The organism is Serratia sp. JSRIV002, from assembly GCF_019968725.1.
GTDB lineage: Bacteria > Pseudomonadota > Gammaproteobacteria > Enterobacterales > Enterobacteriaceae > Chania > Chania fonticola_B.
Genome location: NZ_CP074143.1, coordinates 3632991 through 3645191, shown reverse-complemented (window position 1 = coordinate 3645191; position 12201 = coordinate 3632991). Strand labels below are relative to the sequence as shown.

Genomic DNA, 12201 nt, shown 5'->3' with positions numbered 1-12201 from the left:
ATTTATGGATCACGCGATTTATACCGCGATGGGGGGGGCCCGGCAGACGCTGGAGCAGCAGTCGGTCACGGCCAACAACCTGGCCAACGCCTCCACTCCTGGGTTCCGCGCACAGCTTTCGGCGCTGCGTGCGGTGCCGGTTGATGGGCCAAGCATGCAGACGCGCACGCTGGTGGCTGCGTCGACGCCTGGGGCAGACATGAGCCAAGGGCCGCTGAACTACACCGGGCGGCCACTGGATGTGGCATTGCAGCAGGACGGGTTTCTGGCACTAAGGCTGCCGGACGGCACCGAAGCCTACAGCCGTAACGGCAGCATCCAGATCTCCTCCACCGGGCAGTTGATGGTGCAGGGCGTGCCGCTGATGGGCGATGGCGGGCCGATCGAAGCCCCGCCGCAGGCAGAGCTGACGCTGGCGGCGGACGGCACCATTTCGGCGTTAAATCCGGGCGATCCGCCTAACACCATTTCCCAGATTGGCCGCCTGAAGCTGGTGAAGGCCGATGCTCGGGAAGTGGTGCGCGGGGACGACGGCCTGTTCCATCTGACTGCCGAGGCTCAGCAGCAGCGTGGCAACCAACTACCGAACGATCCCGATGTGCGGATCATGCCGGGAGTGTTGGAGGGCAGCAACGTCAAACCGCTGGAGACGATGGTGGATATGATCGCCAACGCCCGCCGGTTCGAAATGCAAATGAAGGTCATCCACAGCGTGGATGAAAACGCACAGCGCGCCAACTCATTGCTGTCAATGAGCTGAGTGCAGAGGAATAAATCATGATCCCATCCTTATGGATTGCCAAAACCGGTCTGGATGCGCAGCAGACCAACATGGACGTGATCGCCAATAACCTGGCGAACGTCAGTACCAACGGGTTTAAACGCCAACGTGCGGTGTTTGAAGATCTGCTGTACCAGACCATGCGTCAGCCCGGGGCTCAGTCTTCCGAGCAAACCACGCTGCCTTCCGGTTTGCAGATTGGTACCGGCGTACGTCCGGTGGCGACCGAGCGCATCCACAGCCAGGGCAACCTGTCGCAGACCAACAACAGCAAAGACGTGGCGATCAAGGGGCAGGGCTTCTTCCAGGTGGTATTGCCGGATGGCACCCAGGCCTATACCCGCGATGGTTCATTCCAGATCGATCAGAATGGCCAGTTGGTGACCGCCAGTGGTTTTCAGGTGCAACCGGCGATCACCATTCCGGCCAACGCCCTGAGCATTACCGTGGGCCGTGATGGCATCGTCAGCGTGACCCAGCAGGGCCAGACGGCGGCGCAGCAGGTAGGGCAATTGACGTTGACCACCTTTATCAACGATAGCGGCCTGGAAAGCATGGGGGAAAACCTGTACCAGGAAACCGAAAGCTCCGGTGCGCCTAACGAAAGTACCCCTGGCCTCAACGGGGCAGGCCTGTTGTATCAGGGTTATGTTGAAACCTCTAACGTCAACGTGGCGGAAGAGTTGGTCAACATGATCCAGACCCAGCGCGCCTATGAGATCAACAGCAAAGCGGTATCAACGTCTGACCAGATGCTGCAAAAGCTGACGCAACTGTAATCGACGGGCGCAGCGTGCTGCGCCCGTAATCCTTATCCTGAGCAACAAAGGCGATACCCGTGGTAACCACCTTTTTAGCGGCCAGCGTGCCGCAGCAAGGCAAACGCGTCCTGGCCGGGCTGCTGATGCTGACAGTCGGCGGCTGTGCCTATATTCCGCATACCCCCCTGGTTGACGGAGCTACCACGGCTCAGCCCGCTCCGGCAGGCGCTCCGGTGCCGAACGGTTCGATTTTCCAGACGGTACAGCCGATGAACTACGGCTATCAGCCGCTGTTTGAAGATCGTCGCCCGCGTAATATCGGCGACACCCTGACCATCGTGCTGCAAGAAAACGTCAGTGCCAGCAAGAGTTCATCCGCCAACGCCAGCCGCAATGGGGCCAGCAAATTTGGCGTAGCCACTTCACCACGTTATCTCGACGGGCTGCTCGGTAACGCGCGCGCCGACATGGATATCTCCGGCGACAGCACCTTCGGCGGCAAGGGCGGGGCCAACGCCAACAACACCTTTAACGGCACCATTACCGTCACGGTCAATCAGGTCTTGGCCAACGGCAACCTGCACGTGGTGGGCGAAAAGCAAATTGCCATCAATCAGGGCACCGAGTTCATCCGTTTTTCCGGTGTGGTTAACCCCCGCACCATCAGTGGCAATAACTCGGTCACGTCCACCCAGGTGGCGGATGCGCGTATTGAATACGTCGGTAACGGCTATATCAATGAAGCGCAGACCATGGGGTGGCTACAGCGCTTCTTCTTAAATGTTTCACCGTTCTAAGGATTGACCGATGTTGAAAAAGTTACTTCTCACACTGTCCATGATGCTGGTTTGCCTGCCCGCGACGGCGGAACGCATCCGCGATCTGGTGACGGTACAGGGTGTACGTGACAACGCGTTGATTGGCTACGGCCTGGTCGTGGGGTTGGACGGCTCTGGCGATCAGACCATGCAAACCCCGTTTACCACCCAGAGCCTGAGCAACATGCTATCGCAACTGGGGATCACCGTGCCGCCAGGCACCAACATGCAGTTGAAAAACGTGGCGGCGGTGATGGTAACCGCCAAGCTACCGCCGTTTTCCCGTGCGGGGCAGAACATCGACGTGGTGGTGTCCTCAATGGGTAACGCCAAAAGCCTGCGTGGCGGGACACTGCTGATGACGCCGCTCAAAGGCGTTGATAATCAGGTTTATGCGTTGGCACAGGGTAACGTGTTGGTCGGCGGGGCCGGTGCGTCCTCCGGGGGCAGCAGCGTGCAGGTCAATCAGTTGGCCGGTGGGCGTATCAGCAACGGCGCTTCCATCGAACGTGAATTGCCTACCACCTTCGGCCAGGATGGCGTGATCAACCTGCAACTGAACGACGATGATTTCACCCTGGCACAACAGATCAGTGATGCTATCAACCGCCAGCGCGGGGGCGGCACAGCCTCTCCACTCGATTCCCGTACCGTGCAGGTGCTGGTGCCACGCGGCAATAGTTCGCAAGTGCGCTTCCTGGCAGATATCCAGAATATCAGCATTAACGTTGGGGCAATGGATGCCAAAGTGATCATCAACTCCCGTACCGGCTCGGTAGTAATGAACCGCGATGTGGTGCTGGATTCCTGCGCAGTAGCACAGGGGAACCTGTCTGTGGTGGTCGATCGGCAAAACACCGTCAGCCAGCCGGATACGCCATTCGGCGGTGGCCAGACCGTGGTGACGCCGAATACCCAGATTTCCGTGCAGCAGCAGGGCGGTTCACTGCAAAAAGTGAACGCTAGCGCCAACCTCAATAACGTAGTTCGCGCGTTGAATGCGCTGGGGGCGACGCCGATCGACCTGATGTCTATCTTGCAGGCAATGCAGAGCGCTGGCTGCCTGCGTGCCAAACTGGAAATTATCTGATGAGCAGCGATCTGATGGCCATGTCGGGTGCGGCCTATGACACCCAGTCGCTGAACGGCTTGAAGCGCGATGTTGCCGCCGATCCGCAGGGCAATATCAAACAGGTTGCCCAGCAGGTGGAAGGAATGTTCGTGCAGATGATGCTGAAAAGCATGCGTGCGGCGTTGCCGCAGGACGGCGTGTTGAGCAGCGATCAGACGCGGCTGTATACCTCGATGTACGATCAGCAGATCGCCCAACAGATGTCGCAGAAAGGTTTGGGGCTGGCGGACATGATGGTCAAGCAGCTCTCCGCCGGAAACAGCCGCCCAAGCGAAACCGCAGGGACGGTGCCGATGGCGCTGGACAACGAAGTGTTGCAGACCTTGCCGCGTCAGGCATTGGAACAGATGGTACGCCGGGCGGTGCCAAAAATACCTTCGGCGCCTCCCTTGCCGCTGAGCAATGGCAACTTTGTCGCGCAGCTGTCTATTCCAGCACGGGTTGCCAGCCAGCAAAGCGGTATTCCGCACCAGCTGATCATGGCGCAGGCCGCGCTGGAGTCTGGCTGGGGGCAACGCGAGATCCCCGCGGCGGATGGTTCACGCAGTTACAACCTGTTTGGTATCAAGGCCGGTAGCAGTTGGGACGGCCCGGTGACGGAAATCACCACTACCGAGTTCGAGGAAGGGGTGGCGAAGAAAGTCAAGGCCCGCTTCCGCGTCTATGGCTCCTATATGGAAGCGATTGGGGATTACGTCAAATTGCTGACCAACAACCCGCGCTACGCCAACGTTGCCAGTGCCAGCAGTCCCGAGCAGGCGGCGCATGCGCTGCAAAAGGCCGGTTATGCTACCGATCCGCTGTATGCCAAAAAGCTGGTCAGCATGATCCAGCAGATGAAAAGCGCTGGGGAACAGGTAACCAAAGCCTATACCCACGATTTGCAGGATCTGTTTTAGTGGCTCCTCACCCCAACCCTCTCCCACAGGGAGAGGGAGTTGATAGCCCCAGCGCTTTTGGAAGTAAATCGGTGATTTCAACAAACTCGAATGCCTCCTTTCCCACAGGGAGAGGGAGCTGATAGCCCCAGTGCTTTTGGAAGTAAATCGATAATCTCAACAAACTCGAGTGCCTGTTTAGCCAAGGTGAGTCACTACTATTTTCCTCAAGTTTTCTCCATCGTGGCCGATAACCCAAGCAGGCTGGATGGCAACGCCCGGCACAATTTTTGACCTCTGTGGGCCGCTGGCACCGCAGCATAAGGAACCTCTATGTCCAACAGCTTAATCAATACCGCGATGAGTGGCCTGAATGCGGCGCAGGTTGCGCTTAGCACCGTCAGTAATAACATTTCCAACTACAACGTGGCGGGCTATAACCGCCAGACCGCGATCCTGGCGCAAAACGGCGGCCTGGGCACCATGAACGGATTTATCGGCAACGGAGCCACCGTGACTACGGTCAATCGCGAGTATAACCAGTTCATCATGACCCAGCTGCGCGGAGCGCAAAGCGAAGCTTCGGCTCAGAGCAGCTACTTCGAAAAAGTCTCCCAGATCGATAACCTGCTGGCGTCTAAAACCAACACCCTGGCATCGGGGATGGAAGATTTCTTCAAAAACCTGCAAAACGTCGTCAGCAATGCCGGGGATGACGCAGCCCGTCAGACCGTGTTAGGCAAGGCCAACGGCCTGGTGAATCAGTTCAACAATGCGGACAAGTATCTGCGCGATATGGATGCGGGCGTCAACCAGCAACTGAGCGACAGCGCCAACCAGATCAATACTTACAGCCAGCAGATCGCCCGCCTGAATAACGAAATCACCCAGGTGCGGGCCAGCAGCGGCGGCAGCGAGCCGAACGCCTTGCTGGATCAGCGCGATCAGTTGGTGACGGAGCTTAACAAGGTGGTCGGCGTTCAGGTCACCCAGCAGGACGGTGATGCCTATACCGTGACCTTCGCCAACGGCCTGACGCTGGTGCAGGGCAACTCCTCCTATCAGGTGACGGCGATGCCTTCCAGCAAAGACCCGTCCCGCCTGACGCTCGGTTACGATCGCGGCAATGGCGCCAGCGAAATTCCGGAAAGCCAGATTGGCAGCGGTAGCGTCAGCGGCGTGCTGAAGTTCCGCAGTGAATCACTGGATGGCGCACGTAACCAGTTGGGGCAACTGGCCCTGGCGCTGGCCGATAGCTTTAACCAGCAGCATCGCGAAGGCTTTGATATCAACGGCGATCCAGGGGAAGATTTCTTCAGCTTCTCAGGTGGGCGTACGGTTAACAATACCAACAACACCGGCAATGCCTCGCTGTCGGTCTCCTTTACCGATACCAGCAAGGTCAAGGCCAGTGACTACCGCATGGAGTTTGACGGTGCCAACTGGCAGGTTACGCGCCTGTCCGACAACGTCAAAGTACCTGCCACCGCAGGCACCGATGCGGATGGCAAACCGACGCTGAGCTTTGATGGCCTGCAGATCGGCGTGACGGGCAACGCGAAAAAGAATGACAGCTTTACCGTGAAACCGGTTAGCGATGTGGCTGGTACCCTGAAGGTCGCTATCAGCGACTCGGCCAAGTTTGCTGCCGCAGGAACGGAAGATGGCGGTAAGGGCGATAACGACAACGTCAAGAAACTGCTCGATCTGCAAACCGCCAAAGTGGTGGAGGGTAAAGCAACCTTGAGCGGCGCCTATGCCGGATTGGTCAGCAGCGTGGGTAACCAGACCGCTACCGCCAAAGTCAACGCCACCGCACAAACCAATATTGTGACCCAATTGCAAACCCAACAGCAGTCCATTTCCGGGGTTAACCTGGACGAAGAGTATGGCGAACTGCTGCGTTTCCAACAGTATTACATGGCCAATGCGCAGGTGATCCAGACCGCCAGCTCGTTGTTTGACGCCATACTGAATATTCGTTGATTTTACCGTTAACCGCAGCCGGTATGCCGGCTGTGGATGCCCTTAGTGAGGAACCTAACCCATGCGCATGAGCACCAGCATGATCTACCAGCAGAATCTGTCGGGGGTCACCAATAATCAGTCTCTGTGGATGCAGTCCGGGCAGCAGCTTTCCAGCGGCAAGCGCGTGCTTTACCCTTCGGACGATCCGTTAGCGGCGTCACAGGCGGTGATGATCTCGCAGTCGATGTCAGAAAACAGCCAGTACGCGTTGGCGCGCACCTTTGCCCGTCAGAACATCTCGATGGAAGAAACCGTGCTGCGTAGCGCCGCCGATGGCATCAAGGACATGAAAGCGCTGATCGTCAATGCCGGTGACGGCACAATCAGCGACAATGACCGTGATTCTTTGGCCACCCAGTTGCAGGGGCTGAAAGATCAGCTACTCAGCCAGGCCAACAGCACCGACGGTAACGGCCGTTTTATTTTTGCCGGCTTTGCCAATGATAAAGCCCCGTTTGTCGAGCAGGGTGGCAAGGTGGTTTACCAGGGCAGCAGCTCGGCCATTGAGCAGAAAGTGGACGCCAACCGCACCATGACCGTGGGCCACACCGGCAGCTCGATATTTATGTCGCTGACCAGCAATATCAAACCGGAACCGGACGGCAGTCCTTCCGAAGCGAACGTGTTCGAGAGCATCGATATGGCGTTGAAAGCGTTGAAGACCCCTCTGCAGGGGGCCGATGAGGCTACCCGTGAGCAGGTGACGGCGGCGCTCGATAAGGCAACCCGTGGCCTGGATAACAGCTATAACAACGTGCTGAGCACCAATGCGGTGCTGGGGACTCAGTTGCAGGAGTTGGAGGTGCTGGACAGCATCGGCATCGAAAACAATACGGCTAACAAAAATCAGCTGACCGCGTTGGTTGAGGCGGATGTGGTGGAGGCGATCTCGTCTTACTACATGCAACAGGCGGCTTTGCAGGCATCGTATAAGACCTTTAGCGATATGCAGGGTATGTCATTATTCCAAATAAACCGATAAGAAATAGTTATTCACGCTTGTAGGGCACTGCGCCCTATAACGTGGATATAGAGCGCAGCACCGTTTTTACACAGCCTGATTTAACGGCGGGAAACGTCAGGATATTCAGGCTGGATAAGTGATTTTACTATTTTTAACGCTGCGCATTAAAAACAGATTATTTTTTCTTTTTGGCTACGGTCCAAATCTTGCCGCAGGCTGACGGCGTAATCTGAACGCGGTTGGTTACCCAATGCGCCATACCCAAGGCTCTGCGTGCTTTCCTGTTGGTTTTCGTCTTCATTCCGTGCTCCTGGCCGTATTGAGATAAGTCAGTTGAGAAAAATAAAATACCGTAGCCCGAAGGCTCCGTTGTTTTATTTTCTTGGTTATCCATTTTTTAATAAATCACCAACCAAAAATAATGGCTTTGGTCCGTAGTTTTATACGGTGTGGGATTTATTTAATGAGGCCATTCTAAGGGGGGTATTTTATTATTCAAGCCCGGCAGAATAATCGCCGCTAAATCTGGTTAATTTCGCTTTTTCAACTTTTTATCTCGGAAAATATCTTTCCCTGCTAGTTTGTCTCGCAGGTAACCTCGGGATTAAGGGGACATACCGCCGATCACCGTCGCCAGCCGATCGAAAAACTCACCGAACAGGTGTTCGCAGAAGGGGGCCAGCATCGGCATCATCATGCCAAGGGTCAACATGCCGATGGTTAACGTAACCGGGAAACCGATCACAAACACCGAAAGCTGCGGGGTAACGCGGTTGAGCAGGCCAAGCGCCAGGTTCAGCGTCAGCAGCAGGCAGATCAGCGGCAGCGCCAGCATCATACCGTTAATGAAGATCAGCGTTCCTGCCTGGGTCAGCGCCAGGAAACCGTTGCCGTTCAGCGGCCGTGCCTGGATCGGCAGGGTATGGAAGCTGTCTGCCAGCAGCGAGATCAGCCACAGGTGACCATCGAAGCTGAGGAATAATAACATCGCCAGCAGGTTCAGCAGGCGCGCCAGCAGTGGCGTATTGGGGCCGCCAGAGGGATCGAAGAAGGTGGCAAAGGACAGCCCCATCTGCATGCCGATCACCTCACCCGCCAGGCGCACAGCTGCAAAGGCGAACTGCATTGTTAAACCGATCGCCACGCCGATCAGGATCTGCTGCACGGCCAGCCACAGGCCGGTGACAGAAAACAGCGGGATATTGCTGGTGGGCAGCGTAGGGGCGATCAGCAATACGATCAGACCGCCCAAGCCAATTTTCACCCGCTTGGAGATCTGCTTTTCGCTGAACAGCGGGGCGGTGCTAATCAGCGCCAGGACGCGCAGCAGAGGCCAGAAGAACTGGCTGAGCCAGACGCTGAGTTGGGCGCTGTCAAAGGTTAGCATGGTTAGCCGATCAGGTTCGGCAGGTTGCTGAACAGCATGCGCATGTAGTCCAATAGCAGATTGAGCATCCACGGCCCGGCAACGATCAGGGTGGCGACCACGGAGAGAATTTTGGGAATGAACGACAGCGTCATTTCGTTAATCTGCGTGGCGGCCTGCAACAGGCTGACGATCAGCCCGCTGAACAGCGCGGCTAGCAGCAGTGGGGCGGCCAGCGCCAGCGCCACTTTCATCGCTTCCGTACCCAGCGCCATTACCGATTCAGGTGTCATCTTTTTGCTCCAATAGAGGGGAGGGGGTCTGCTAGCTGTAAAAACTCTGCGCCAGCGATCCCAACAGCAACTGCCAACCATCCACCAGCACAAACAACATCAGTTTGAACGGTAGCGAGATGGTCGCGGGCGGTACCATCATCATCCCCAGCGCCATCAGCACGCTGGCCACCACCAGGTCGATGATCAGGAACGGAATAAATACGGTAAAACCAATCTGGAAGGCAGTTTTCAGCTCACTGGTGACATAGGCGGGCAACAGAATACGCATCGGGACGGCCTCCGGACCTTCCAACGCGGGCAGGTTAGCTAGCCTGGCGTACAGGGCGAGATCGCTTTCCCGCGTCTGGCGCAGCATAAACTCACGTAGCGGCTGCGAACCTTTGTCGATCGCTACCTCCATGCTGATCTTGTCCTGGCTGAACGGCAGGTAGGCATCCTGATATACCTTGTCGAACACCGGTGACATGATAAAGAAGGTCAAAAACAGTGCCAGCCCCAGCATTACCTGATTGGGCGGTGCCGATGGGGTGCCGAGGGCGTTACGCAGCAGCCCCAGCACGATGATGATGCGGGTAAAGCTGGTCATCATCAGCAGCATCGCGGGCAGGAAGCTGAGTGAGGTGATCAGTACCAGCGTCTGCACCGGCAGCGTCCAGCTTTGGCCGCCGTTGGCCGTAGGTTGGCTAATCAGCCCCGGCAACTGTGCCAAAGCGGCAGGGCTGAGCAGTAGCAGGCCTGCGGCCAGCAGCGGGCCAAAAGCCCGGCGGTAGGAGAATGGATTCATGCCGATTTATCCGGGCGTTTTAAGACGTTTTGCATCAGTTGGCGGAAATCTGCCGGTGACTTGTGATCGGTTGCTTCCTGAGTCGGTGGCGCGGACAGGGTGTGCAACGGGGTGATTTGCTGAGCCGTAACGCCCAGCACCAGCCAGGTGTTATCCACTTCAACCACCACCACCCGTTCGCGTTGGCCAACCTGACAGCTGGCACGCAGGTTGAGCAATTTTTGATTGCCACGGGCCTGCGGGGCAAAGCCCAACCGACGAAACAGCCAGCCAGCGAGCAGGATCAGCAGCAAAATAGCACCGAGCGCGCTGCTGACCTGCATCAATACCGAGCCGGTGGGCAGCGCCGTACCGGCGGGCTGCTGAGTGCTTTGTGTCTGCACGCTGGCGTTGGGGTTCATTAGCGGCTCAGGCGGCGCATGCGCTCGGAAGGCGTGATGATATCGGTGATGCGTACGCCGAACTTGTCGCCGACCACCACCACTTCGCCCTGGGCGATGAGATAGCCGTTAATCAGGATATCCAAGGGTTCACCGGCCAGACCATCCAACGCCACCACCGAGCCTTGCGACAGGCGCAGCAGCTCTTTGATGGTCATCTTGGTGCGGCCCAGTTCCACGGTCAGCTTGACCGGAATATCCAGGATCAGATCGATATCTTGCAGGCTACCCAACGCATCCTGAGCTTCCAGCGATTTGAATACGCCCTCGGTAGAGGCGGATTTTTCGGTCGCCTGTTGCTCGTTAAACGCATCAGCCCACAGATCGTCTACGGAGTCCTTCTCTTCGCCAGACGGTTGTTTAGGATCACTCATTGGGCCGTTCCTCACTCAGGGCATTCAAAATAGGGTTAATCAAATGTTCAACACGCAGGGCGTACTGCCCGTTCAAGGTGCCGTATTGGCTGGTCAAGACCGGGACGCCGTCAACATGGGCGATCAGGCGCTCCGGTTTATCGATCGGTAACACGTCGCCCGGCTGGAGTTTCAGCACTTTCGACAGGCGCATCGGGATATCGACAAAGTTGGCTATCAGCTCCAGTTCGGAGTGCTGAACCTGTTTCACCAGCGTTTCTCGCCACTGGCTGTCTTCCTGGCGGGAGTTCTCCACCGGTGGGTTAGTCAGCAACTCGCGCAGTGGCTCGATCATGGCGAATGGAATACAGATATTAAATTCACCGCTCAGCGCCCCGATCTCCACCTGGAACGGCGTGGTTACCACGATATCGTTGGGAGAGGTGGTGATATTGGTGAACTTGACCTGCATTTCGGCACGTACGTATTCCACATCGATCTTGTAGATGGCGCTCCAGGCATCGCCATAGGCGTCCAGCGCCAAGCGCAGCATGCGTTTGATCACCCGCTGTTCGGTTGGCGTAAATTCCCGGCCCTCGACCTTGGTAGGAAAACGGCCATCGCCACCGAACAGGTTATCCACGGCGATAAACACCAGGCTGGGGGCAAACACAAACAGCGCCGTGCCGCGCAATGGATTCAGGTGGACCAGGTTCAGGTTGGTCGGCACCGGCAGGTTGCGGGCAAACTCATGGTATGGCTGGATCTTGATCGCCCCGACGGTAATATCCGGGCTACGGCGCAACAGGTTAAACAGCCCCATGCGAAACTGACGGGCAAAACGCTCGTTAATGATCTCCAGCGCTTGCAGGCGCTCACGCACCACGCGCCGTTGGGTGGTGGGATCGTAAGGTTTGACCTCGCTTTCATGACCGATGACGGCGGCGGGTTCATCCCCCGCGCTGTCGCCATTGAGCAGTGCGTCGATCTCGGCCTGTGAAAGAATATTGTCGCCCATGGTTTATTACCGCAGTATGAAGGCAGTGAACAGCACATCGCTGACCACTTGCTTCGGTTGTCCCGTCACCAGCGGTGGGCTGAGCACGTCTTTAATCTGTGCCACCAGTTGCTGTTTCCCTTGCTCGTTGGCCAGTTGGCTTGCTTCCTGTCGTGAAAGCAGCATTAGCAGACGGCTACGCACTTCCGGCAGAAAATCGTTCAACCGGCGGCGTGTTTCTTCATCTGGCAGGCGCAGCGTCAGGCCGATATACAACACGCGGTCCAGGTTGTTATCCGGCGTCACCAGATTGACGGTAAAGGTATCCAATGGCATAAACACCGGGGCCGGAGGCGGCTGCTTTTTTTCCTCGGCGGCGGGTTGACCGTTCTTATGCTGCTGCATCAACCACCAGCTGTAGCCTGCGGCACCACATGCGCCTAAGGCGATCAGTACCAGCAGGATCACCAGTATTGGGCGTTTTTTTGTTGCTGCTGTTGGAAGGGAGTTCTGAGACATTACTAAGTCAAATCCTGTTCTCTGCGTGCTGACAAGCTGCACGCAATACATGTAATTCCATTATCCCGCTTATTCTGGGCTGCA

At 57.0% G+C, this 12201-nt stretch carries 15 protein-coding genes; 7 read left to right on the top strand and 8 right to left on the bottom strand.

From position 1 onward, the window contains the following. The first annotated feature begins 4 nt into the window (after positions 1 to 4). From KGP26_RS17120 to flgL, 7 genes are all read left to right on the top strand, one after another. Positions 5 to 760, top strand: a complete 756-nt coding sequence (locus KGP26_RS17120) for a flagellar basal body rod protein FlgF (protein ID WP_021180942.1) — start codon at positions 5 to 7, stop codon at positions 758 to 760. A gap of 17 nt (positions 761 to 777) precedes the next feature. Next, positions 778 to 1560, top strand: coding sequence for a flagellar basal-body rod protein FlgG (flgG, locus tag KGP26_RS17115; protein WP_021180943.1), 783 nt, complete (start codon positions 778 to 780; stop codon positions 1558 to 1560). A gap of 125 nt (positions 1561 to 1685) precedes the next feature. After that, positions 1686 to 2339: a flagellar basal body L-ring protein FlgH gene (locus KGP26_RS17110; RefSeq protein WP_051363709.1), complete on the top strand. Its 654-nt coding sequence runs from the start codon at positions 1686 to 1688 to the stop codon at positions 2337 to 2339. Positions 2340 to 2349: 10 nt separating this feature from the next. Then, complete coding sequence (locus tag KGP26_RS17105; protein ID WP_021180945.1) at positions 2350 to 3450, top strand: flagellar basal body P-ring protein FlgI; 1101 nt, start codon at positions 2350 to 2352, stop codon at positions 3448 to 3450. Continuing rightward, positions 3450 to 4391, top strand: a complete 942-nt coding sequence (gene flgJ, locus KGP26_RS17100) for a flagellar assembly peptidoglycan hydrolase FlgJ (protein ID WP_021805712.1) — start codon at positions 3450 to 3452, stop codon at positions 4389 to 4391. The genes KGP26_RS17105 and flgJ overlap by 1 nt, the downstream gene beginning before the upstream one ends. A gap of 312 nt (positions 4392 to 4703) precedes the next feature. Further along, positions 4704 to 6356, top strand: a complete 1653-nt coding sequence (flgK, locus tag KGP26_RS17095) for a flagellar hook-associated protein FlgK (RefSeq protein ID WP_021180947.1) — start codon at positions 4704 to 4706, stop codon at positions 6354 to 6356. Between the two features lie 61 nt (positions 6357 to 6417). Beyond that, entirely contained in the window at positions 6418 to 7380 is a 963-nt protein-coding gene (gene flgL, locus KGP26_RS17090) for a flagellar hook-associated protein FlgL (RefSeq protein WP_021805710.1), read from the top strand. Positions 7381 to 7537: 157 nt separating this feature from the next. Here the strand turns inward: flgL and sra are convergent, their stop codons facing one another. The 8 genes from sra to fliL all read right to left on the bottom strand — a co-directional run bounded on the left by sra (position 7538) and on the right by fliL (position 12117). Beyond that, entirely contained in the window at positions 7538 to 7756 is a 219-nt protein-coding gene (gene sra / locus KGP26_RS17085) for a stationary-phase-induced ribosome-associated protein (RefSeq protein WP_141234381.1), read from the bottom strand. A 210-nt stretch (positions 7757 to 7966) separates the two neighbouring features. Then, positions 7967 to 8749, bottom strand: coding sequence for a flagellar biosynthetic protein FliR (gene fliR / locus KGP26_RS17080; RefSeq protein ID WP_021805709.1), 783 nt, complete (start codon positions 8747 to 8749; stop codon positions 7967 to 7969). 2 nt (positions 8750 to 8751) lie between these two features. Further along, positions 8752 to 9021, bottom strand: coding sequence for a flagellar biosynthesis protein FliQ (gene fliQ, locus KGP26_RS17075; RefSeq protein ID WP_021180950.1), 270 nt, complete (start codon positions 9019 to 9021; stop codon positions 8752 to 8754). Positions 9022 to 9052: 31 nt separating this feature from the next. After that, entirely contained in the window at positions 9053 to 9808 is a 756-nt protein-coding gene (gene fliP / locus KGP26_RS17070; protein ID WP_059201113.1) for a flagellar type III secretion system pore protein FliP, read from the bottom strand. After that, on the bottom strand, positions 9805 to 10209 hold the full coding sequence (gene fliO / locus KGP26_RS17065) for a flagellar biosynthetic protein FliO (RefSeq protein WP_059201112.1): 405 nt from the start codon (positions 10207 to 10209) through the stop codon (positions 9805 to 9807). Before fliO ends, fliP begins: the two co-directional genes overlap by 4 nt. Further along, positions 10209 to 10622 carry a flagellar motor switch protein FliN gene (fliN, locus tag KGP26_RS17060; protein WP_021180953.1) on the bottom strand — a complete coding sequence of 138 codons (414 nt, stop codon included), beginning with the start codon at positions 10620 to 10622 and terminating at the stop codon, positions 10209 to 10211. The genes fliO and fliN overlap by 1 nt, the downstream gene beginning before the upstream one ends. Then, positions 10615 to 11619 (bottom strand): flagellar motor switch protein FliM, encoded by a 1005-nt coding sequence (gene fliM / locus KGP26_RS17055; RefSeq protein ID WP_021180954.1) that lies wholly within the window; start codon positions 11617 to 11619, stop codon positions 10615 to 10617. The genes fliN and fliM overlap by 8 nt, the downstream gene beginning before the upstream one ends. Before the next feature lie 6 nt (positions 11620 to 11625). Then, the gene (gene fliL / locus KGP26_RS17050; protein ID WP_021180955.1) at positions 11626 to 12117 is read right to left on the bottom strand and encodes a flagellar basal body-associated protein FliL; all 492 of its coding nucleotides are present in this window, start codon (positions 12115 to 12117) and stop codon (positions 11626 to 11628) included. Positions 12118 to 12201: the final 84 nt, after the last annotated feature.

What these genes read in the sequence shown, in the direction of transcription:
- fliR (WP_021805709.1), bottom strand. Translation starts at nt 8,749, where the DNA reads ATGCTAACCTTTGACAGCGCCCAACTCAGCGTCTGGCTCAGCCAGTTC.
- fliP (WP_059201113.1), bottom strand. Translation starts at nt 9,808, where the DNA reads ATGAATCCATTCTCCTACCGCCGGGCTTTTGGCCCGCTGCTGGCCGCA.
- KGP26_RS17110 (WP_051363709.1), top strand. Translation starts at nt 1,686, where the DNA reads ATGCTGACAGTCGGCGGCTGTGCCTATATTCCGCATACCCCCCTGGTT.
- fliQ (WP_021180950.1), bottom strand. Translation starts at nt 9,021, where the DNA reads ATGACACCTGAATCGGTAATGGCGCTGGGTACGGAAGCGATGAAAGTG.
- fliO (WP_059201112.1), bottom strand. Translation starts at nt 10,209, where the DNA reads ATGAACCCCAACGCCAGCGTGCAGACACAAAGCACTCAGCAGCCCGCC.
- flgK (WP_021180947.1), top strand. Translation starts at nt 4,704, where the DNA reads ATGTCCAACAGCTTAATCAATACCGCGATGAGTGGCCTGAATGCGGCG.
- KGP26_RS17120 (WP_021180942.1), top strand. Translation starts at nt 5, where the DNA reads ATGGATCACGCGATTTATACCGCGATGGGGGGGGCCCGGCAGACGCTG.
- flgL (WP_021805710.1), top strand. Translation starts at nt 6,418, where the DNA reads ATGCGCATGAGCACCAGCATGATCTACCAGCAGAATCTGTCGGGGGTC.
- flgJ (WP_021805712.1), top strand. Translation starts at nt 3,450, where the DNA reads ATGAGCAGCGATCTGATGGCCATGTCGGGTGCGGCCTATGACACCCAG.
- fliM (WP_021180954.1), bottom strand. Translation starts at nt 11,619, where the DNA reads ATGGGCGACAATATTCTTTCACAGGCCGAGATCGACGCACTGCTCAAT.
- fliL (WP_021180955.1), bottom strand. Translation starts at nt 12,117, where the DNA reads ATGTCTCAGAACTCCCTTCCAACAGCAGCAACAAAAAAACGCCCAATA.
- sra (WP_141234381.1), bottom strand. Translation starts at nt 7,756, where the DNA reads ATGGATAACCAAGAAAATAAAACAACGGAGCCTTCGGGCTACGGTATT.
- fliN (WP_021180953.1), bottom strand. Translation starts at nt 10,622, where the DNA reads ATGAGTGATCCTAAACAACCGTCTGGCGAAGAGAAGGACTCCGTAGAC.
- flgG (WP_021180943.1), top strand. Translation starts at nt 778, where the DNA reads ATGATCCCATCCTTATGGATTGCCAAAACCGGTCTGGATGCGCAGCAG.
- KGP26_RS17105 (WP_021180945.1), top strand. Translation starts at nt 2,350, where the DNA reads ATGTTGAAAAAGTTACTTCTCACACTGTCCATGATGCTGGTTTGCCTG.